At 72.3% G+C, this 19,033-nt stretch carries 14 protein-coding genes, 1 pseudogene and 1 riboswitch; of the genes and pseudogenes, 10 read left to right on the forward strand and 5 right to left on the reverse strand.

Going from position 1 to position 19,033, the window contains the following annotated elements; translation table 11 throughout:
* Positions 1 to 39 precede the first annotated feature (39 nt).
* Together RI138_RS26205 and RI138_RS26210 are read right to left on the reverse strand one after the other, a co-directional pair.
* Positions 40 to 714 (reverse strand): response regulator, encoded by a 675-nt coding sequence (locus RI138_RS26205; RefSeq protein ID WP_096630701.1) that lies wholly within the window; start codon positions 712 to 714, stop codon positions 40 to 42.
* On the reverse strand, positions 711 to 2,390 hold the full coding sequence (locus RI138_RS26210) for a sensor histidine kinase (RefSeq protein ID WP_311121858.1): 1,680 nt from the start codon (positions 2,388 to 2,390) through the stop codon (positions 711 to 713). The genes RI138_RS26205 and RI138_RS26210 overlap by 4 nt, the downstream gene beginning before the upstream one ends.
* Positions 2,391 to 2,505: 115 nt before the next feature.
* Here RI138_RS26210 and RI138_RS26215 point away from each other — a divergent pair.
* Positions 2,506 to 2,796 (forward strand): annotated as a pseudogene (locus RI138_RS26215) (LacI family transcriptional regulator); the annotation flags it as partial.
* Positions 2,797 to 2,951: 155 nt separating this feature from the next.
* Positions 2,952 to 4,097, forward strand: coding sequence for a CobW family GTP-binding protein (locus RI138_RS26220; protein WP_311121859.1), 1,146 nt, complete (start codon positions 2,952 to 2,954; stop codon positions 4,095 to 4,097).
* A gap of 36 nt (positions 4,098 to 4,133) precedes the next feature.
* On the opposite strand, the gene RI138_RS26225 is transcribed toward RI138_RS26220, so the two are convergent.
* Positions 4,134 to 6,587 carry a DNA gyrase/topoisomerase IV subunit A gene (locus RI138_RS26225; RefSeq protein ID WP_311121860.1) on the reverse strand — a complete coding sequence of 818 codons (2,454 nt, stop codon included), beginning with the start codon at positions 6,585 to 6,587 and terminating at the stop codon, positions 4,134 to 4,136.
* Positions 6,588 to 6,853: 266 nt separating this feature from the next.
* On the opposite strand from RI138_RS26225, the gene RI138_RS26230 reads away from it, so the two are divergent.
* The 4 genes from RI138_RS26230 to RI138_RS26245 all read left to right on the forward strand — a co-directional run bounded on the left by RI138_RS26230 (position 6,854) and on the right by RI138_RS26245 (position 11,760).
* The gene (locus RI138_RS26230; protein ID WP_179500270.1) at positions 6,854 to 8,218 is read left to right on the forward strand and encodes a M16 family metallopeptidase; all 1,365 of its coding nucleotides are present in this window, start codon (positions 6,854 to 6,856) and stop codon (positions 8,216 to 8,218) included.
* A gap of 26 nt (positions 8,219 to 8,244) precedes the next feature.
* Positions 8,245 to 9,615, forward strand: a complete 1,371-nt coding sequence (locus RI138_RS26235; protein ID WP_311121861.1) for a M16 family metallopeptidase — start codon at positions 8,245 to 8,247, stop codon at positions 9,613 to 9,615.
* Between the two features lie 221 nt (positions 9,616 to 9,836).
* A riboswitch (cyclic di-AMP (ydaO/yuaA leader) is annotated at positions 9,837 to 10,003 on the forward strand.
* Between the two features lie 12 nt (positions 10,004 to 10,015).
* A complete protein-coding gene (locus tag RI138_RS26240) occupies positions 10,016 to 10,831 on the forward strand; it encodes a M23 family metallopeptidase (protein ID WP_311121862.1) in 816 nt (271 codons plus the stop codon).
* Between the two features lie 221 nt (positions 10,832 to 11,052).
* Positions 11,053 to 11,760 (forward strand): GntR family transcriptional regulator, encoded by a 708-nt coding sequence (locus RI138_RS26245; protein ID WP_311121863.1) that lies wholly within the window; start codon positions 11,053 to 11,055, stop codon positions 11,758 to 11,760.
* Between the two features lie 179 nt (positions 11,761 to 11,939).
* Here RI138_RS26245 and RI138_RS26250 read toward each other — a convergent pair whose 3' ends face one another.
* The gene (locus tag RI138_RS26250; RefSeq protein ID WP_096630713.1) at positions 11,940 to 12,221 is read right to left on the reverse strand and encodes an HPr family phosphocarrier protein; all 282 of its coding nucleotides are present in this window, start codon (positions 12,219 to 12,221) and stop codon (positions 11,940 to 11,942) included.
* A gap of 173 nt (positions 12,222 to 12,394) precedes the next feature.
* On the opposite strand from RI138_RS26250, the gene RI138_RS26255 reads away from it, so the two are divergent.
* Genes RI138_RS26255 through RI138_RS26270 form a run of 4 tightly spaced genes read left to right on the forward strand, consistent with a single transcriptional unit; the run spans position 12,395 to position 18,006 of the window.
* Positions 12,395 to 15,460, forward strand: a complete 3,066-nt coding sequence (locus RI138_RS26255) for a bifunctional acetate--CoA ligase family protein/GNAT family N-acetyltransferase (protein ID WP_311121864.1) — start codon at positions 12,395 to 12,397, stop codon at positions 15,458 to 15,460.
* Positions 15,461 to 15,520: 60 nt separating this feature from the next.
* On the forward strand, positions 15,521 to 16,117 hold the full coding sequence (locus RI138_RS26260; RefSeq protein ID WP_096630716.1) for a DUF5998 family protein: 597 nt from the start codon (positions 15,521 to 15,523) through the stop codon (positions 16,115 to 16,117).
* A complete protein-coding gene (locus tag RI138_RS26265; protein ID WP_311121865.1) occupies positions 16,117 to 17,304 on the forward strand; it encodes an alkaline phosphatase family protein in 1,188 nt (395 codons plus the stop codon). The genes RI138_RS26260 and RI138_RS26265 overlap by 1 nt, the downstream gene beginning before the upstream one ends.
* 48 nt (positions 17,305 to 17,352) lie before the next feature.
* On the forward strand, positions 17,353 to 18,006 hold the full coding sequence (locus RI138_RS26270) for a thymidine kinase (RefSeq protein WP_096630719.1): 654 nt from the start codon (positions 17,353 to 17,355) through the stop codon (positions 18,004 to 18,006).
* Between the two features lie 46 nt (positions 18,007 to 18,052).
* Here RI138_RS26270 and RI138_RS26275 read toward each other — a convergent pair whose 3' ends face one another.
* The gene (locus RI138_RS26275; protein ID WP_311121866.1) at positions 18,053 to 18,838 is read right to left on the reverse strand and encodes a VOC family protein; all 786 of its coding nucleotides are present in this window, start codon (positions 18,836 to 18,838) and stop codon (positions 18,053 to 18,055) included.
* Positions 18,839 to 19,033 lie beyond the last annotated feature (195 nt).

A 19,033-nucleotide genomic window follows, 5' to 3' on the forward strand; every position in this document is an offset into this window, starting at 1 on the left:
CCGCCGGGCAGGGCTCAACCCGAGGACCAGCGAGGGGCTTCAGCCCGCGGACCAGGCGTAGCGGTGTTCCGGGCGGCCGGTCTCGCCGTAACGAAGCGTCAGCCGGACCTTGCCGGTGCGCTCCAGCAGTTTCAGATAGCGCTGGGCCGTCTGCCGGCTCATTCCGGCGCTGTCCGCGATCTCCTGAGCCGAGAGCGGGCCATCGGCGCCGCGCAGGGCCTGCCTCACGAGTCCGGCGGTGGTGGGGGAGTGGCCCTTGGGGAGGTCCGGCTCGCCCGCCGCCCACAGCGCCCCGAACAGCCGGTCGACCTCGGCCTGTTCGGCCTCCCCACCCCCGTCGAGCGCCTGCCGCAGGGCGGCGTACGCCTCCAGCTTGGAGCGCAGGCCCGCGTACGTGAACGGCTTCACCAGGTACTGGAGCGCGCCGTGCCGCATCGCGTCCTGCACGGTGGCCACATCGCGCGCGGCGGTCACCATGATCACGTCGACCTGACGGCCGAGGCGGCGCAGTTCCCGTACGACGGCGAGGCCGTTGCGGTCGGGGAGGTAGTGGTCCAGCAGGATCAGGTCCACCGGGACCTCCTCGACCCCGGCCAGCGCCTCGGCGGCCGAGTGGGCCCGCGCGGTCACCCGGAAGCCGGGGACCTTGGCGACGTACGCCGCGTTGATCTGTGCCACCCGGACGTCGTCGTCCACGATCAGCACCTGGATCACCGGTTCTCTCCCGTCGTGGCTGTGCGGGCCGTCGCGCCCGGAGCCGTCGGCTCGGGTTCCGGTTCGGCCAGTGCCTCCGGGAGTACGACGGTGAACACCGCGCCGCCCTCCTCGGGCCCGGAGACCGTCACACTGCCTCCCTGCCGCTCCGCCAGCCGCCGTACGAGGGCGAGCCCCAGGCCGCGTTTGCCGTGTGCCGGGACGTCCTTGGTGGACCAGCCCTCCGTGAAGATCGACGCATGCCACTCCGGCGGGATGCCGGGCCCGCTGTCGTGCACCCGCAGCACTACCGTACGGCCCTCTACGCGCAGCCCGACCTCGATCCTCGCCCCGTCCGATCCGGCTGCCGCGTCCGTGGCGTTGTCGACGAGGTTGCCGACCACCGTGACCAGGCCCCGGGGGTCGATCACCCGGTCCGGGAGCAGCGTGCCGGGTGCCACCCGCAGCGAGACGCCGCGCTCGGCGGCGACCGTGGTCTTGCCGACGAGCAGGGCCGCCAGCAAAGGGTCCCGGACCTTCTCCGTGACCTGCTCCGCCGTCGCCCGGTGGACACCCACCACCTCCGTGACGAACTCCATCGCGTCCTCGTGCATCTCCAGCTCCAGCAGCCCGAGCAGCGTGTGCAGCCGGTTCGCGTGCTCATGGTCCTGGGCGCGCAGGGCGTCGATCAGCCCGGTGGTGGAGTCGAGTTCCCGGCCGAGGCGCTCCAGCTCGGTCCGGTCGCGCAGGGTGACCACGGCTCCGCCGTCGTCCGTGGACATCCGGTTGGCCAGCAGCACGCGGCTGCCCCGTACCGCCAGCAGATCGTCGCCGGCCACGCGCCCGGCCAGTACGTCCGCGGTCCGGCCGCCGTCCAGCACCTCGTCCAGCGGCCGCCCCGCCGCCTCCGGGCCGAGGCCGAGCAGCCGCTGCGCCTCGTCGTTGAGCAGCCGGATGCGTCCGGTCCCGTCGAGCGCGACGACGCCCTCGCGGATGCCGTGCAGCATGGCCTCGCGTTCGGTCAGCAGCGCGGAGATGTCGGAGAACGCCAGGTCATGGGTCTGCCGTTGCAGACGGCGGGAGATCAGGTACGCGGCGAGGGCGCCGACGGCCAGGGCGGTGCCCGCGTACGCGAGCAGCCCCGGGATCGCCCCGAGGAGGCGGGAGCGGACGCTGTCGTACTCGATGCCGACCGACACCGCGCCGACCACCTCGCCGGAGGGGCCGAACAGCGGCACCTTGCCCCGCGCCGAGCGGCCGAGGGTCCCGCTGTCGATTTCCATCACCTCGCGGCCGCGCAGCGCGTCAGAGGGGTCGGTGGAGACGACCTCCCCGATCCGCCGGGCCTCGGGATGCGACCAGCGCACGCCCCGCCGGTCCATCACGACGACGTACTCCGCGCCGGTGGCCCGCCTGACCCGCTCGGCGGTCCGCTGCACACGCCCCCGCTCCGACGGCTCCGTGGTGCTCAGGCCCTCGATGATCCCCGGCTGGGCGGCCGTGCTCTGGGCGATGGCCAGCGCACGGCGCATCGCCTGGTCGTCCAGCTGCGCGCTCAGCGGGGCCAGGAACAGGCCGGTGACCAGGACGGTGACGCCGGTGATGATGGCCAGCTGCATCAGCAGCACCTGGGAGAAGACCCGCTGCGGCCAGCCGAACCGGAGCGGTCCCCGGCCGGGGGACGGTGGGGCGTTCATCGTACGAACGGTAGAGGCCGAATCGGTGTGGCAGAAATCCGAGGGGCAGGCGGAGGCCGGGCCCGGCATTCGACGGGCGTACCCCCTTGCCCACCGGCGTTCCTCACGGTGAGCCGGCGTCTCCGGCGCCACCAGGCAGGCCGTTCTCTCCGCGCTGGACGTCCTCGGATACGAGCGCCCGACCCAGCTGCGCGGCGAACGGGCCCGGCTTGTCGGCCTGGTCCTGCCCGAGCTGCGGAACCCCGTCTTCCCGGCCTTCGCCGAAGTGGTCGGCGGCGCGCTCGCCCAGCGGGGACTGGCCCCCGTGCTCTGCACCCGGACCAAGGGCGGTGTCTCCGAGGCGGACTACGTCGAGCTGCTTCGCCAGCAGCAGGTCTCCGGTGTGGTCTTCGCGGGCGGCCCGTACCCTCGGACGAGCTGCTCTTCGAACCGGAGCTGGTGGTGCGCGGCTCCACCGCCCAGCCGCGCGAGAGAATTCCCGGTGATCCGTCGCTGATGTGCGGCTGACCGGCCCCCGCGCCCCGGACGACGAAACCGACGAAACCCAGGAAGGCGCTCCCGTTGACCCCGCCCCGTACCCCGCAGATCCCGGTCGTCGTCCTGGCGGGCTTCCTCGGCTCCGGCAAGACCACGCTCCTCAACCACCTCCTCCGCAACCGGGCGGGCACCCGGATCGGTGTGATCGTCAACGACTTCGGGGCCATCGAGATCGACGCCATGACCGTCTCGGGGCAGGTCGGCTCGACGGTCTCGCTGGGCAACGGCTGCCTGTGCTGCGCGGTCGACGCGAGCGAACTCGACACCTTCCTGGAGACGCTCACCCGGCCCTCCGCCCGGCTGGACGTGATCGTCATCGAGGCGAGCGGCCTGGCCGAACCCCAGGAACTCGTCCGCATGCTGCTGGCCAGCGACAACCCGCACATCCTGTACGGAGGTCTCGTCGAGGTCGTCGACGCGGCGGAGTTCGACCGCACCCGGGAGCGCCACCCCGAGCTCGACCGTCATCTCACCGTCGCGGACCTTGTCGTGCTGAACAAGACCGACCGGATCGGCGCGACGGAACACGAGGAGCTGCGCCAACGGGTCGCGGCGCTGAGCGGGCCCGCCGCCGTGATCTCCGCCGAGCACGGCCGGATCGACCCCGAGCTGCTCTTCGACCCCGCGCTGCGGCCCGACGGCGAGGAGAAGACCCGTCAGCTGACCTTCGAGGATCTGCTGCGGGAGGAGGAGTGCGAGGGGCATGAGGACCACGCCGGCCATCTTCACGCGGCGTACGAGAGCGTCGAGTTCACCTCGGACGTCCCCATGGACCCGCGCCGCTTCATCGCGTTCCTGGACTCCCGGCCCGAAGGCCTCTACCGGATCAAGGGGTTCGCGGACTTCGGCGCCGGCGACCGGCACAACAAGTACGCGCTGCACGCGGTCGGCCGGTTCCTCCGGTTCGTGCCGCAGCCGTGGGCGCGGGGCGAACCGCGGCTCACCCAGCTCGTCATGATCGGCGCGGGCATCGACGCCGAGGCGCTCCGGGAGGGGCTGGCCGCCTGCCGGGTCGAGAACCCGGAGCAGGCCCTGGCCGATGGCCTGGACACCCCTGACGCCGAACGCGGGATGTGGGGCGTGCTCCGGTACGTGCACCAGGAACCGGACCCCGTGGACGTACCGGAAGCCGATCCCGTGGACGTGCGAGAAGCGGCCGCGGAGGTGTGAACCCCCGGGCCGCTTCCCACCGTACGGAAGAGGGGCCTACAGCGGGGGACCCGCGATCACGGCCACCGGCTGGAGCAGCGGCGTGCCCGAACCGTCGCGCCTCGGGTCAGGCTCCGGCAGCTTCGCCGGGGAGCCGTTCTTCTGGGCGGCCCTCGCCGGGGTGGCGCCCGCCCAGGCGAAGACCAGGACGTCCTCGCCCTTCAGGAACCGCTGGCAGCGCACCCCGCCGGTCGCCCGGCCCTTGCGCGGATACTGGTCGAACGGGGTGAGCTTGCACGTCAGCACCGAGTCGTCGAGCGTGCCGTGTGAACCGGCCACCGTGAATACCACCGCGTCCGCCGCCGGGTCCACCGCCGTGAAGGACAGCACCTCGGCCCCCGCCCCCAGCTTGACGCCCGCCATGCCTCCGGCGGCCCGCCCCTGCGGCCGCACGGAGCCCGCCGGGTAGCGCAGGAGCTGGGCGTCGGAGGTGATGAAGACCAGGTCCTCCTCGCCCGTACGCAGCTCGGTCGCGCCCACGATACGGTCACCGTCCTTGAGGGTGATGACCTCCAGCTCGTCCTTGTTGGCCGGATAGTCCGGCACGACGCGCTTCACCACACCCTGGAGCGTGCCGATCGCCAAGCCCGGCGAGGCCTCGTCGAGGGTGGTGAGGCAGATCAGCTCCTCGTCCGCCTCCAGCGTCAGGAACTCGGAGATCTGCGCGCCGCCCGAGAGATTCGGCTCCGCGTGGGTGTCCGGCAGCTGCGGCAGGTCGATCACCGAGAGCCGCAGCAGCCGCCCGGTGGAGGTCACCGCCCCGACATCGCCGCGCGCCGTCGCCGCCACCGCCGACACGATCACGTCGTGCTTGGTCCGCCGGGCGTCCTCGGCGATCTCCACCGGCTCCGCGTTCGCCGTGCGGGCCAGCAGGCCCGTCGAGGAGAGCAGCACCCGGCACGGGTCGTCCGCCACCTCCAGCGGCACGGAGGCGATCTGCGAACCGGCCGACTCCAGCAGCACCGTGCGCCGGTCCGTGCCGAACTTCTTCGCCACGGCCGCCAGCTCCGAGGAGACCAGCTTGCGCAGCTCCGCGTCCGACTCCAGGATCGCGGTCAGCGCCTCGATCTCGCCGTTGAGCTTGTCCCGCTCGCTCTCCAGCTCGATCCGGTCGAAGCGGGTGAGCCGGCGCAGCGGGGTGTCCAGGATGTACTGCGTCTGGATCTCGCTCAGCGAGAAGTGCGCCATCAGACGCTCCTTCGCCTGCGCCGAGTTGTCGCTGTCCCGGATGATCCGGATGACCTCGTCGATGTCGAGCAGCGCGACGATGAGACCCTCGACCAGATGCAGCCGGTCGCGGCGCTTGGTGCGGCGGAACTCGCTGCGGCGGCGCACGACCTCGAAGCGGTGGTCGAGATAGACCTCCAGCAGCTCCTTGAGCCCGAGAGTGAGGGGCTGGCCGTCGACCAGCGCCACGTTGTTGATGCCGAAGGACTCCTCCATCGGCGTCAGCTTGTAGAGCTGCTCCAGCACCGCTTCCGGCACGAAGCCGTTCTTCACCTCGATGACCAGGCGCAGTCCGTGCGCCCGGTCGGTGAGGTCCTTCACGTCCGCGATGCCCTGGAGCTTCTTCGCCGAGACGAGGTCCTTGATCTTGGCGATCACCTTCTCCGGGCCGACGGTGAAGGGCAGTTCGGTGACGACGAGACCCTTGCGGCGGGCCGTCACGTTCTCCACGGAGACGGTGGCACGGATCTTGAACGTGCCGCGGCCCGCGGTGTACGCGTCCTTGATGCCGGACAGGCCGACGATCCGGCCGCCGGTGGGCAGGTCGGGGCCGGGGACGAAACGCATCAGCGTCTCGACGTCGGCGCCCGGGTGCTTGATCAGGTGCCGGGCCGCGGCGATGACCTCGCCCAGGTTGTGCGGGGGCATGTTGGTCGCCATGCCCACGGCGATCCCGGACACCCCGTTGACCAGGAGGTTGGGGTAGGCCGCCGGCAGGACGACCGGCTCGCGCTCCTGACCGTCGTAGTTCGACTGGAAATCGACGGTGTTCTCGTCGATCGCCTCGGTCATCAACGACGTGGCGTCGGCCATCCGGCACTCGGTGTACCTCATGGCGGCCGGCGGGTCGTCGTTGCCGAGGGAGCCGAAGTTGCCGTGGCCGTCGACCAGGGGCAGCCGCATCGAGAAGGGCTGCGCCATCCGCACCAGGGCGTCGTAGATCGACGCGTCGCCGTGGGGGTGCAGCTTGCCCATGACCTCGCCGACGACGCGGGCGCACTTCACATAGCCGCGGTCGGGGCGCAGCCCCATCTCGTTCATCTGGGAGACGATGCGCCGGTGCACCGGCTTCATGCCGTCGCGGGCGTCGGGCAGGGCCCTGGAGTAGATCACCGAGTACGCGTACTCAAGGAAGGAGCCCTGCATTTCGTCGACGACGTCGATGTCGAGGATCTTCTCCTCGAAGTCGTCCGGCGGCGGGGTCTTCATGCTACGGCGGGCCATCGCGGCTGCGACTCCTTCTCGGATACACGGATTCTGATCGGACAACCTGGGGTACTGATGCGGACCATTGTGGACCGCCGCACCGACAACGCGGACCTCGACCCGTCCGAAGCGGTCCGAGGCGGCGCGGCCTGAGGCACCATCGACGGAAACTTCCGCGGAACGGGAACTTCGCCAGGTGCCGGTGCGCTTGCTTAGAGTGGCAGGTCTGGCAGGAAGTACCGGTCAGGAAGTCCAGTATCGCGATCGAAGGGACGTACATGCCCATGGGTCACACGGCCACCGCACAGGCCGGCTCCGGCGGCTTGACAGCGACCGAGCACCGCCTGGCCAACGGCCTGCGTGTGGTGCTCTCCGAGGACCATCTGACCCCGGTCGCCGCGGTCTGCCTCTGGTACGACGTCGGCTCACGCCACGAGGTCAAGGGACGCACCGGCCTGGCTCACCTCTTCGAGCACCTGATGTTCCAGGGCTCGGGCCAGGTCAAGGGGAACGGCCACTTCGAGCTCGTCCAGGGGGCCGGCGGCTCGCTCAACGGGACGACCAGCTTCGAGCGGACCAACTACTTCGAGACCATGCCCACCCACCAGGTGGAGCTGGCCCTCTGGCTGGAAGCCGACCGTATGGGCTCCCTCCTCGCCGCGCTCGACGAGGAGTCCATGGAGAACCAGCGCGACGTCGTCAAGAACGAACGGCGCCAGCGTTACGACAACGTGCCCTACGGCACCGCGTTCGAGAAGCTCACCGCCCTCGCCTACCCCGAGGGCCACCCGTACCACCACACCCCGATCGGCTCCATGGCCGACCTGGACGCGGCCACCCTGGAGGACGCCCGCGCGTTCTTCCGTACGTATTACGCGCCCAATAACGCGGTGCTCTCCATCGTCGGGGACATCGACCCCGAGCAGACCCTCGCCTGGGTCGAGAAGTACTTCGGCTCCATCCCGTCCCACGACGGCAAGCAGCCGCCGCGCGACGGCACCCTGCCCGAGATCATCGGCGAGCAGCTGCGCGAAGTGGTCCACGAAGAGGTCCCGGCGCGTGCGCTGATGGCCGCCTACCGCCTCCCGCACGACGGCACCCGCGCCTGTGACGCGGCCGACCTGGCGCTGACCGTGCTCGGCGGCGGCGAGTCCTCCCGCCTGCACAACCGCCTGGTCCGCCGCGACCGTACGGCGGTGGCGGCAGGCTTCGGGCTGCTGCGGCTCGCCGGTGCGCCCTCGCTGGGCTGGCTGGATGTGAAGACCTCCGGCGGGGTCGAGGTGGAGCAGATCGAGGCCGCGGTCGACGAGGAGCTGGCCCGGTTCGCCGCCGAGGGGCCCACCCCGGAGGAAATGGAGCGCGCGCAGGCCCAGTTGGAGCGCGAGTGGCTGGACCGCCTGGGGACGGTTGCGGGCCGCGCCGACGAACTGTGCCGCTACGCGGTCCTGTTCGGCGACCCGCAGCTCGCCCTGAGCGCCGTGGGACGAGTCCTGGACATCACCGCGGAGGAGGTGCGCGAGGCGGCGCGGGCGGCCCTGCGCCCCGACAACCGGGCGGTGCTGGTCTACGAGCCCATCGAGCCGGCCGAGGACGACGGGGCCGTCGAGGACACGGCAGGCACCGAAGCACCCGAGGGGGCGGACAAGTGAGCGACGCCGCCGTGACTGGAGTAGCCATGGACTACCACCCGCAGCCGACCCCGGGCACCGCCCGGCCGTGGGCCTTTCCCGCACCCGAGCGAGGCGCCCTGCCCAACGGGCTGACCGTGCTGCGCTGCCACCGCCCCGGCCAGCAGGTCGTCGCCGTGGAGATCTTCCTGGACGCGCCGCTGGAGGCCGAGCCCGAGGGCCTGGACGGCGTGGCCACGATCATGTCGCGGGCGCTGTCCGAGGGCACCGACAAGCACAGCGCCGAGGAGTTCGCCGCCGAGCTTGAGCGCTGCGGCGCCACCCTGGACGCGCACGCCGACCACCCCGGTGTCCGGGTCTCCCTGGAGGTCCCGGCCTCCCGGCTGGCCAAGGCCCTCGGTCTGGTCGCCGAGGCGCTGCGAGCCCCGGCCTTCGCCGAGAGCGAGATCGAGCGCCTCGTCGGCAACCGCCTCGACGAGATCCCGCACGAGCAGGCCAACCCGTCCCGGCGCGCTGCCAAGCAGCTCTCCAAGGAGCTCTTCCCGGCCACCGCCCGGATGTCCCGCCCGCGTCTGGGCACCGAGGAGACGGTGCGCCGGATCGACGCGGCCGCGGTGCGTGCCTTCTTCGACGCCCACGTCCGCCCGTCGACCGCGACCGCCGTGATCGTCGGTGACCTCACCGGCATCGACCTGGACGAGCTGCTGGCCGACACCCTCGGCGACTGGTCGGGCAACGCGGGCCAGGCCCGCCCGGTCCCGCCGATCACCGCGGACGACACCGGCCGTGTGGTCATCGTGGACCGCCCCGGCGCGGTCCAGACCCAGCTGCTGATCGGCCGGATCGGCGCCGACCGGCACGAGAGCGTGTGGCCCGCACAGGTGCTCGGCACGTACTGCCTGGGCGGGACCCTCACCTCCCGGCTGGACCGGGTCCTGCGCGAGGAGAAGGGCTACACCTACGGTGTGCGCGCCTTCGCCCAGGTGCTGCGCTCCAGCGGCCCCGACTCGGGCGGCGCGGCCATGCTCGCGATCAGCGGCTCGGTGGACACCGAGTCCACCGGACCGGCGCTGGAGGACCTCTGGAAGGTCCTGCGGACGCTGGCCGCCGAGGGGCTGACCGACGCCGAGCGCGAGACGGCCGTGCAGAACCTGGTGGGCGTCGCCCCGCTGAAGTTCGAGACCGCCGCCTCCGTCGCGAGCACCCTGGCCGACCAGGTCGAGCAGCACCTCCCCGACGACTATCAGGCCCACCTCTACGCCCGGCTCGCCGAGACGGGCACGGTGGAGGCGACCGCCGCCGTCGTCAACGCCTTCCCGGTGGACCGGCTGGTCACGGTCCTGGTGGGGGATGCCGCTCAGATCGCGGAGCCCGTAAAGGCGCTCGGCATCGGAGAGGTGTCCGTCGTCACCGGCTGACGCAAGCGCACTGTAACGGGGCAAACAGGACCTCGGCGAACAATAGTTCGTCGGGGTCCTCCCTTTTGCCCGATTAGGGCAGTTCATCAACTTTGGTGGATAAGTTGCCTGTCTGCCCTGTGGGATGTGCGACAAATCCCCTTGTCCGTTTGGTGATGGGAAGGCGGCCCGCTTAGCGTCGGCTCCGCTGTCCGTCACCCGTATGCCGCATCCGCGGCGCCGGGCAGCGATCGCCGAGTCCCCGTCAGGCGCGAGCCTGGGGAGCCGGGGACCCACGCAGTCCCTGGGGTGAATCGGAGATCCGCGCCACACCCGGCGCGGCGATCCGTAGGAGACCTTCCTGCTCCGAACCCGTCAGCTAACCCGGTAGGCGAGAGGGAAGGAAAGGATCAGCCTCTTCATGGCGTTCACCCGTGCCACCGGGAAGCACCGTGCCCCGAGCCGCCTCACGCGCCGGAGCGCCCAGGCCGCCGGAATCGCGGCTCTGACCACCACCGGAGTCCTCGGCTCGCTGGCCTCTCCGGCCCTCGCCGCGGACGCCGAGGCGCCCAAGGTCGTCGACACCGGCCTCACCCAGACCATCGCCCTCGACGCCACCCTCGCCGAGCAGATCGACGCCCAGGCGGAGGCGCAGCAGCAGCAGGCCGAAGCGATCGCCAAGGCGAAGGCCAAGGCCGCCGCCGAAGCCAAGGCCGAGGCCGCCAAGGCCAAGGCGAAGGCGGAGGCCGAGCGCAAGGCCGAGGCCCGCGCCAAGGAGATCCGCGAGGAGAAGGCCCGCGCCGCCCGCGCCGCCGAGCGCGCCCGCCTGAACGCCTTCCACCTCCCGGTCGCCGGATCCCACGTCACCACCGGCTACAAGGCGGGCGGTTCGCTCTGGTCATCCGGCAGCCACTCCGGCGTGGACTTCATGGCCCCCTCCGGCAGCTCCGTCGTCGCGGTCGGCGCCGGCACGGTCGTCGAGGCCGGCTGGGGCGGTGCGTACGGCAACAACATCGTGCTCCGGATGGCGGACGGCACGTACACCCAGTACGGCCACCTCTCCTCGATCGGCGTCTCCGTCGGCCAGAGCGTCGCCTCCGGTCAGCAGATCGGCCTGTCCGGCTCCACCGGCAACTCCACCGGCCCGCACCTGCACTTCGAGGCCCGGACCACCCCCGACTACGGCTCCGACATGGACCCCGTCGGCTACCTGCGCTCCCACGGTCTGAACGTCTGACCCCACCCGCGCACCCCGCTTCCCGAAGGCCCCGGCTCCCCGCCGGGGCCTTCGGCAATTCCGGCGGAATCCCTCGTACCGGGTTGTGCAACAGGCCTTCTTCGGCCAGTGGATATCCATGGATTCCGGCCTGCCGTCGGAAATTCCGGCGGATTGCAATAGAGTCACGGAACAGACGTCGGGCGGCCGCGTTTCGCGGGGATTAAGGCGGAGGTTCGGACATGCGCATTCCCGCGCATTCGGTATGCACGGCAATCCGTGACGACATCGTCTCCGGTGTCTACGAGCGCGGCAGCCGCCTCACCGAGGAGCTGCTGGCCCGGCGGTACGGGGTCTCCCGCGTCCCGGTCCGCGAGGCGCTGCGCACCCTGGAGTCCGAGGGCTTCGTCGTCACCCGCAGACACGCCGGCGCCTGTGTCGCCGAGCCCACCGAGCAGGAGGCGGCAGACCTGCTGGAGGTGCGGATGCTCCTGGAGCCGCTGGGTGCCGCGCGCGCCGCCCAGCGCCGTACGGACGCCCACCTCAAGGTGCTCCGCGGGCTGGTGAGACTCGGTCAGGAGCGGGCCCGCCGGGGCGAGGGCGAGGATCTGCGCTCGCTGGGCGGCTGGTTCCACGAGACCCTCGCCCAGGCCTCCGGCAGCCCAGGCCTGATCGCGCTGCTCACCCAGCTCCGGCACAAGACCGCCTGGATGTACGCGGTCGAACAGCCGGTCCGCCCGGCCGACTCCTGGGCCGAGCACGGCGCCATCGTGGACGCCGTGGCACGGGGCGACGCCGAGCGGGCCAGGGCGCTCACCGCCCAGCATGCGGAACGCGCGGCGGCGGCCCACCGGCTCCGCCGCCCGGACCGGCCCGGGCGCCGCGCCTCCGCCGGGTCCCGGGTGAGCACTTCGCAACCTGGCGTAAACATCGCGAGTGCCCGTCATTAACAATCGCGCCGTATACAAAGGGGAGTAATTACGGAGGGCGGTATTCGTGCTGCCCGAATTCACGGTGCGCGGATATCTCCGGAAAGCGAAAGAGCCGCAGCCCCGGCAAGGGGTCGCGGCTCTCACGTATTTCCGTCCGGTGGGGGCGGACGGATCGCCCGTGGGGCGGGCGGGACGGGTCAGACGGTCTCGGGAAGCTCTTCCAGCCCCTCGGCGACCAGCTTCGCCAGCCGGTCCAGAGCGGCCTCGGCGTCATCCGCGTCGGACGCGAGGACGATCTCCTCGCCGCCCTGCGCACCCAGACCGAGCACGGCGAGCATGGAGGCGGCGTTCACCGGGCTGCTGTCGGCCTTGGCGATCGTCACCGGGACGCCGGACGCCGTGGCGGCACGGACGAAGATGGAAGCGGGGCGGGCGTGCAGGCCCTCGGCCCAACCGACGTTTACGCGGCGCTCAGCCATGGTTCTGCCCTTCACATATCAACGGTTGTCTAGACCAGTCTCTCATGCGGTGCGCAGTGCTGTGCCCGGCCTCCCGTCCGGTCACCGCGCCCCGGCCGCCCTCGGCCGGGCCTCATCAGACTGCCCCGGCACCGATCCCTCCGCGACCGGGATGCCCGCCGTAGGCTTTGTCCATGCAGCCCACGCCGGAGCAGAGTCCGCATCACGCGTACCCCGACCACTGGGAAGCGGACGTGGTGCTCCGCGACGGTGGCACCGCGCGCATCAGGCCGATCACCACGGACGACGCCGAGCGACTTGTCAGCTTCTACGAGCAGGTGTCCGACGAGTCGAAGTACTACCGGTTCTTCGCCCCGTATCCCCGGCTATCCGACCGGGATGTGCACCGCTTCACCCATCACGACTACGTCGACCGGGTGGGACTGGCCGTCACGATCGGCGGCGAGTTCATCGGCACGGTCCGCTTCGACCGCATCGACGACCGGGGCCGCCCCGCCTCCGCCCCCGCCGACGAGGCCGAGGTCGCCTTCCTCGTCCAGGACGCCCACCAGGGCCGCGGCGTCGCCTCCGCCCTGCTCGAACACATCGCCGCGGTCGCCCGCGAACGCGGCATCCGGCGTTTCGCCGCCGAGGTGCTCCCCGCCAACAACAAAATGATCAAGGTGTTCCGGGACGCCGGATACACCCAGCGCCGCAGCTTCGAGGACGGCTCCGTCCACCTCACCCTCGACCTCGAACCCACCGAGAAGTCCCTCGCCGTCCAGCGCGGCCGCGAACAGCGCGCCGAGGCCCGCTCGGTCCAGCGCCTGCTCGACCCCGGGTCCGTCGCGGTCATCGGTACCGGGCGCACCACCGGCGGGGTGGGCCGCACCGTCCTGCGCAACCTCCTCGCCTCCGGCTTCACCGGCCGTACGTACGCGGTGAACCGGGCCTTCGACGAGGGCCTGACCACCCTCGACGGGGTCCCCGCCCGCCGCTCGATCGGCGAGATCGACGAGCAGGTCGACCTCGCGGTCATCGCCGTCCCCGCCCACCGGGTCCCCGAGGCCGTCGCCGACTGCGGGGAGCACGGCGTCCAGGGGCTCGTCGTCCTCTCCGCCGGGTACGCCGAACGCGGCTCCGAGGGCCGTGAGCTCCAGCGCGAACTGGTCCGCCAGGCCCGCTCGTACGGCATGCGGATCATCGGCCCGAACGCCTTCGGCATCATCAACACCGCCGAGACCGTCCGGCTCAACGCCTCCCTCGCCCCCGAGTCGCCCGCCCGCGGCCGGATCGGCCTGTTCACCCAGTCCGGGGCGATCGGCATCGCCCTGCTCTCCGGCCTCCACCGGCGCGGCGCCGGGCTGTCCTCGTTCATCTCGGCGGGCAACCGGGCCGATGTCTCCGGCAACGACTTCCTCCAGTACTTCTTCGAGGACCCGGACACCGACGTAGCCCTGCTCTACCTCGAATCGCTCGGCAACCCCCGCAAGTTCACCCGCCTCGCCCGCCGCACCGCCGCCGTGAAGCCCGTCGTCGTCGTGAAGGGCGCCCGGCACAGCGGCACCAGCCCGCCCGGCCACGCCGTCCCCGTCAGCCGCATCCCCGACACCACGGTCTCCGCCCTGATGCGGCAGGCGGGCGTGATCCGGGTCGACACCGTGACCGAGATGGTGGATGCCGGACTCCTCCTGGCCGACCAGCCGCTCCCGGCGGGCCCCCGGGTCGCGATCCTCGGCAACTCCGAGTCGCTCGGCCTCCTCACGTACGACGCCTGCCTCGCCGAGGGGCTCCGCCCGCGCCCGCCGCGCGACCTCACCACGGCAGCCTCCCCGCAGGACTTCCGGGACGCGCTGGCCGAGGCGCTGGCCGACGGGACGTGCGACGCGGTGATCGTCACCGCCATCCCGTGGGTGGGGGAGAACGGCGAGGCCGAATCCGGCGACGGCGAGGTGCTGGCCGCCGCCCTGCGAGGAGCCGCGGCCGGGGGCCCGGCCAAGCCGGTGGCCGTCGTCCACGTCGAGATCGGCGGCCTCGCCGAGGCCCTGGCCGCCGCGAGCAGCACGGCCGCGCCGCGCCCCGGGCCGCCGACACCTGCCGCAGCCCGGACCACCACCCCGCCCACCACCGCCTCGGGAACAGCCACCGCCTCGGGAACAGCCACCGCCCCGGGAACAGCCACCGGGCCGGGCGCAGTCACGGCCCCGGAGACGACCACCTCCCCGGGAACGCCCGCCACCCCGCCCACCGCCACCGCCCCCGGATCACCGGCCACGGAGCCCCCAGCCGTCCGGGCCGACCGACCCGCAGGGCCCCCCGCGCCGCAGCCGGACGCGGCGGCCGGGGCACGTACCGACGCCGAGCAGCCGCAGCCCGCGCGCGCCGGCCGCATCCCCGCCTACCCCGCCGCCGAACGCGCCGTACGCGCCCTCGCCGAGGCCGTGAAGTACGCCCAGTGGCGACGGCAGGCGGCCGTGCCGGGCAAGGTCCCCGAATTCCTCGACGACACCATCGACGAGGCCGGGGCCGCCGCCTTGATCGAGGCGCAGCTCGCCACCGCCCCCGACCCGCGCGGACGCCCGCTCACCCACGACGAGGCCCGCGAACTGCTCGGCCGCTACGGCATCCCCGTACGCCCCACGCTCCCCGCCCCGGACCCAGAGGCAGCCGTCGCCGCGGCCGCCGTGCTCGGCTACCCGGTAGCGCTGAAGACCACCGCACCCCACCTCCGCCACCGCGCCGACCTCGGCGGGGTCCGCCTCGACCTCGCCGACGAGGAGGCGCTGTGCCGGGCGTACGGAGACCTCACCGACCTCCTGGGCAAGCCCGCCGAACTGCTCCCCGTCGTCCAGGCGATGGTCCCGCGCGGTGTGGACACCGTCGTGCGGGCCTCCATCGACGCGGCCGCCGGGGCCGTGCTCTCCTTCGGCCTGGCGGGTGCACCCTCCGAGCTGCTCGGCGACACCGCGCACCGGCTGGTCCCGGTCACCGACCGGGACGCCGCCGAGCTGATCCGGTCGATCAAGGCGGCCCCGGTGCTGTTCGGCTGGCGCGGCTCCGCCCCGGTGGACACGGCGGCGCTGGAGGAGCTGCTGCTGCGACTGTCCCGGCTGGTCGACGACCACCCCGAGGTGGTCTCCGTGGCGCTGGAACCGGTGGTCGTGGCCCCTCAGGGCATCGCCGTGCTCGGCGCGAGCGTCCGGCTGGCCCCACCGCCCCCGCGCGGTGACCTCGGCCCTCGCCGCCTCCCGAACTACTGAGGGCCCCGGTGACTGCCGGGGCGTCCCCGGCAGTCACCGGCCCGCCGTAGGATGGTGCTCATGGCAAAGACCGGTACGACGACCCAGGGGCTGCGCGCGGCGATCGAGCGCAGCGGCTACTACCCGGCCCTCGTGGCCGAGGCGGTGGAGGCCGCCGTCGGCGGGGAGCCGGTCGCTTCGTACCTGGTGCACCAGGAGACCACCTTCGACTCCAACGAGGTGCGCCGCCATGTGACGGTGCTGGTCCTGACCGAGCACCGGTTCATCGTCAGCCACACCGACGAGCAGGCCGCCGACAGCGGCTCGCCCACGGCGCACGCCACCACCTCCACCGAGTCGGTCAAGCTCGACCGGATCTCCTCCGTCGTGGTCAGCCGGGTGGTGGCCGACCCGGAGAAGTACGTCCCGGGCACCCTGCCGCGCGAGGTCGTCCTCACCATCGGCTGGGGCGCGGTCTCCCGGATCGACCTGGAGCCCGCCGCCTGCGGCGACCCCAACTGCGAGGCCGACCACGGCTATACGGGCAGCTCCACCGCCGACGACCTGAGCCTGCGGGTCAGCGAGGCCGGTGACGGCCCCGACGCGGTCCGTCAGACCCTCGCCTTCGCCCAGTCGCTCTCCGAGGCCACGGCCGCCACCGCGGCGACCGGCCGCTGATGGCCCAGCCCGCCTGGCAGGACCCCGTCCCGCTTGCCCTGGACACCGCGCCCGTCCCCGAGTACGGCAGCGGCTCGCTCGCCGATCTGCTGCCGACGCTCGTCGCCGGACAGGGGGTGCCTGGCTTCGCGGCCGCGATCCCCGAGTTGACCCCGGCCGACCGGAACTGCGTCTTCCTGATCGACGGTCTCGGCTGGGAGCAGATCACCGCCCACCCCGACGAGGCCCCCTTCCTGCACTCGCTCCTCCCCACCTCGCGCGGCGGCACCGGCCGCCCGCTCACCGCGGGCTTCCCCTCCACCACCGCGACCTCGCTCGCCTCGGTGGGTACGGGCCTGCCGCCCGGCGAGCACGGACTGCCCGGCTACACGGCGCGGAACCCGGAGACCGGCGAGCTGATGAACCAGCTCCGCTGGAAGCCGTGGACCGCGCCGAAGGTCTGGCAGCCGTATCCCACCGTCTTCCAGCTCGCGGACGCGGCGGGCGTGCACACCGCACAGGTCTCCGCCCCGGACTTCGAGCAGACACCCCTCACCAAGGTCGCGCTCAGCGGCGGCTCGTTCCTCGGCCGGCTCTCCGGCGAGGACCGGATGGACGTCACCGCCCAGCGCCTCGCCGCGGGTGACCGCTCGCTCGTCTACACGTACTACAGCGAGGTCGACGGCAAGGGCCACCGCTTCGGCGTCGACTCCGACGCCTGGCGCGGCCAGCTGATGTACGTCGACGGGCTCGCCCAGCGCCTCGCCGAGCAGCTCCCGCCGCGCTCCGCGCTCTACATCACCGCCGACCACGGCATGATCGACATCCCCTTCGACGAGCAGTCCCGGATCGACTTCGACGAGGACTGGGAGCTGCGCGCGGGCGTCGCCCTCCTCGGCGGCGAGGGCCGGGCCCGCCACGTCTACGCCGTCCCCGGCGCGCAGGCCGACGTGCTGGCCGTCTGGCGCGAGGTGCTCGGCGAGCAGTTCTGGGTGGCGAGCCGGGACGAGGCGATCGCGGCGGGCTGGTTCGGGCCGACGATCGACGAGCGGGTGTACGGACGGATCGGCGACGTGGTCGCCGCCGCCCACGACGACGTGATCATCACCGCCTCGGTCAACGAGCCGCACGAGTCGGCGATGACGGGCGTGCACGGCTCCCTGACCCCCGTGGAACAGCTCGTCCCCCTCCTCGAAGTACGCTCCTAACCCCTCTCCCACCGTGCCCACCCCCCTCCGAAAGGTGCTCGACCCCTCATGCCCGAGCTGGTGTTCTTCTCCGGAACCATGGACTGCGGAAAGAGCACGCTGGCCCTGCAGATCGGTCACAACCGCTCGGCGCGCGGGCTCCAGGGCGTGATCTTCACCCGGGACGACCGCGCGGGAGAGGGCAAGCTCTCCTCCCGGCTCGGCCTGGTGACGGACGCCGTCGAGGCGGACGAGGGCATGGACGTGTACGCGCACATCGTCGACCGGGTCAGCCGCGGCGGCCGGGTCGACTACGTGATCGTGGACGAGGCGCAGTTCCTCGCCCCGGTCCAGATCGACCAGCTCGCCCGCGTCGTCGACGACCTCGGGCTCGACGTCTTCGCCTTCGGCATCACCACGGACTTCCGCACCAAGCTCTTCCCGGGGTCCCAGCGCCTGATCGAACTGGCCGACCGGATAGAGGCCCTTCAGGTGGAGGCCCTCTGCTGGTGCGGCGCCCGCGCCACGCACAACGCCCGTACGGTGGACGGCGCGATGGTCGTCGAGGGCGCCCAGGTCGTCGTCGGCGACGTCAACCGGCAGGCGGGCGAGGTCGGTTACGAGGTGTTGTGCCGGCGCCACCACCGCCGCCGGATGACCGCGGAGACGGCCCGTGCGGGCGCTCTCTCCCCGGATGTGCTTCCGGTCGCGTCGGACGGCTGAGGGCCCTCCCGTAGCCCCTGGTGGGCGCGGGACGACGAGCCGGCCCTCAGGAGGGGGACTCCGGCGAGGACCGGATGACCGTGAACACGGCCCCTTCCGGATCGGCGACCGTCGCCAGCCTCCCGCTCGACGCCTCGCGCGGCGGCTGCAGAACGCGTCCGCCCAGCTCCACCACCCGGACCACCGCCTCATCGGTGTCGGCCACCTCGAAGTACGTCATCCAGTGCGGACCGCGGTCGCGCGGCAGTGCGTGGCCGACGCCGTGCAGCGAGGCCACCGGTGTGCCGTCCAGGTGCAGGGTCTGGTAGTCGAAGTCGGCGGAGACCACCGCTTCCGTCTCGTAGCCGAAGACCGTCTGGTAGAACTTCGCGACCATCGAGGTCTCCTGGGTCACCAGCTCGTTCCAGACCGGTGTACCCGGGACGCCCGCCGTCATGGTGCCGATGTGGTCCGCGGCCTGCCAGATGCCGAACACGGCCCCGCTCGGGTCCGAGGCGATCGCCATCCGCCCCGCGTCGTCCGCGTCCAGCGGGCCGACCGCGACCGTACCGCCGCACGAGCGGATCGTCTCGGCGGTCGTGTCCGCGTCGTCCGTCGCCAGATAGGTGGTCCAGGCGATCGGGAGGTGCCGGTCGGGCGGCAGCTGACCGATGCCCGCCACCTCCTTCCCGTCCAGCAGCCCGCGGACGTACGGGCCCAGTTGGTCGGGGCCCGGCCGGAACTCCCAGTCGAACAGGGCTCCGTAGAACTCCTGGGTCGTGGTCAGGCCGTGCACGATCAGACTCACCCAGCAAGGTGTTCCGGGCGTGCGCCGGGCGGCAGCCTCGGTCATCGTCGTCTCTCTCCTCGGACCGTTGTGGTGGTCGTACGGGGGATGGGGGCAGGCATGCCGTCCCGGGTCAGGACGGGGCCCGCATGCCCCGTGCAGATGCTCGCACCACCCGGCGGCCGAGGCGCTCCGGCCGCGCCGCGTCCTCCGGGTTCTCCGCCTTCTCCACGGAGGACGGACGCCGTTCCGCCGGGCGTC

Source organism: Streptomyces durocortorensis (assembly GCF_031760065.1).
Classification (GTDB): Bacteria; Actinomycetota; Actinomycetes; order Streptomycetales; family Streptomycetaceae; genus Streptomyces.

Excerpts from the sequence above, each read along its gene's own strand:
- RI138_RS26235 (WP_311121861.1), top strand. The coding sequence starts at position 8,245 with ATGGACTACCACCCGCAGCCGACCCCGGGCACCGCCCGGCCGTGGGCC.
- RI138_RS26250 (WP_096630713.1), bottom strand. The coding sequence starts at position 12,221 with ATGGCTGAGCGCCGCGTAAACGTCGGTTGGGCCGAGGGCCTGCACGCC.
- RI138_RS26260 (WP_096630716.1), top strand. The coding sequence starts at position 15,521 with ATGGCAAAGACCGGTACGACGACCCAGGGGCTGCGCGCGGCGATCGAG.
- RI138_RS26230 (WP_179500270.1), top strand. The coding sequence starts at position 6,854 with ATGGGTCACACGGCCACCGCACAGGCCGGCTCCGGCGGCTTGACAGCG.
- RI138_RS26255 (WP_311121864.1), top strand. The coding sequence starts at position 12,395 with ATGCAGCCCACGCCGGAGCAGAGTCCGCATCACGCGTACCCCGACCAC.
- RI138_RS26210 (WP_311121858.1), bottom strand. The coding sequence starts at position 2,390 with ATGAACGCCCCACCGTCCCCCGGCCGGGGACCGCTCCGGTTCGGCTGG.
- RI138_RS26265 (WP_311121865.1), top strand. The coding sequence starts at position 16,117 with ATGGCCCAGCCCGCCTGGCAGGACCCCGTCCCGCTTGCCCTGGACACC.
- RI138_RS26270 (WP_096630719.1), top strand. The coding sequence starts at position 17,353 with ATGCCCGAGCTGGTGTTCTTCTCCGGAACCATGGACTGCGGAAAGAGC.
- RI138_RS26275 (WP_311121866.1), bottom strand. The coding sequence starts at position 18,838 with ATGACCGAGGCTGCCGCCCGGCGCACGCCCGGAACACCTTGCTGGGTG.
- RI138_RS26240 (WP_311121862.1), top strand. The coding sequence starts at position 10,016 with ATGGCGTTCACCCGTGCCACCGGGAAGCACCGTGCCCCGAGCCGCCTC.
- RI138_RS26225 (WP_311121860.1), bottom strand. The coding sequence starts at position 6,587 with ATGGCCCGCCGTAGCATGAAGACCCCGCCGCCGGACGACTTCGAGGAG.
- RI138_RS26245 (WP_311121863.1), top strand. The coding sequence starts at position 11,053 with ATGCGCATTCCCGCGCATTCGGTATGCACGGCAATCCGTGACGACATC.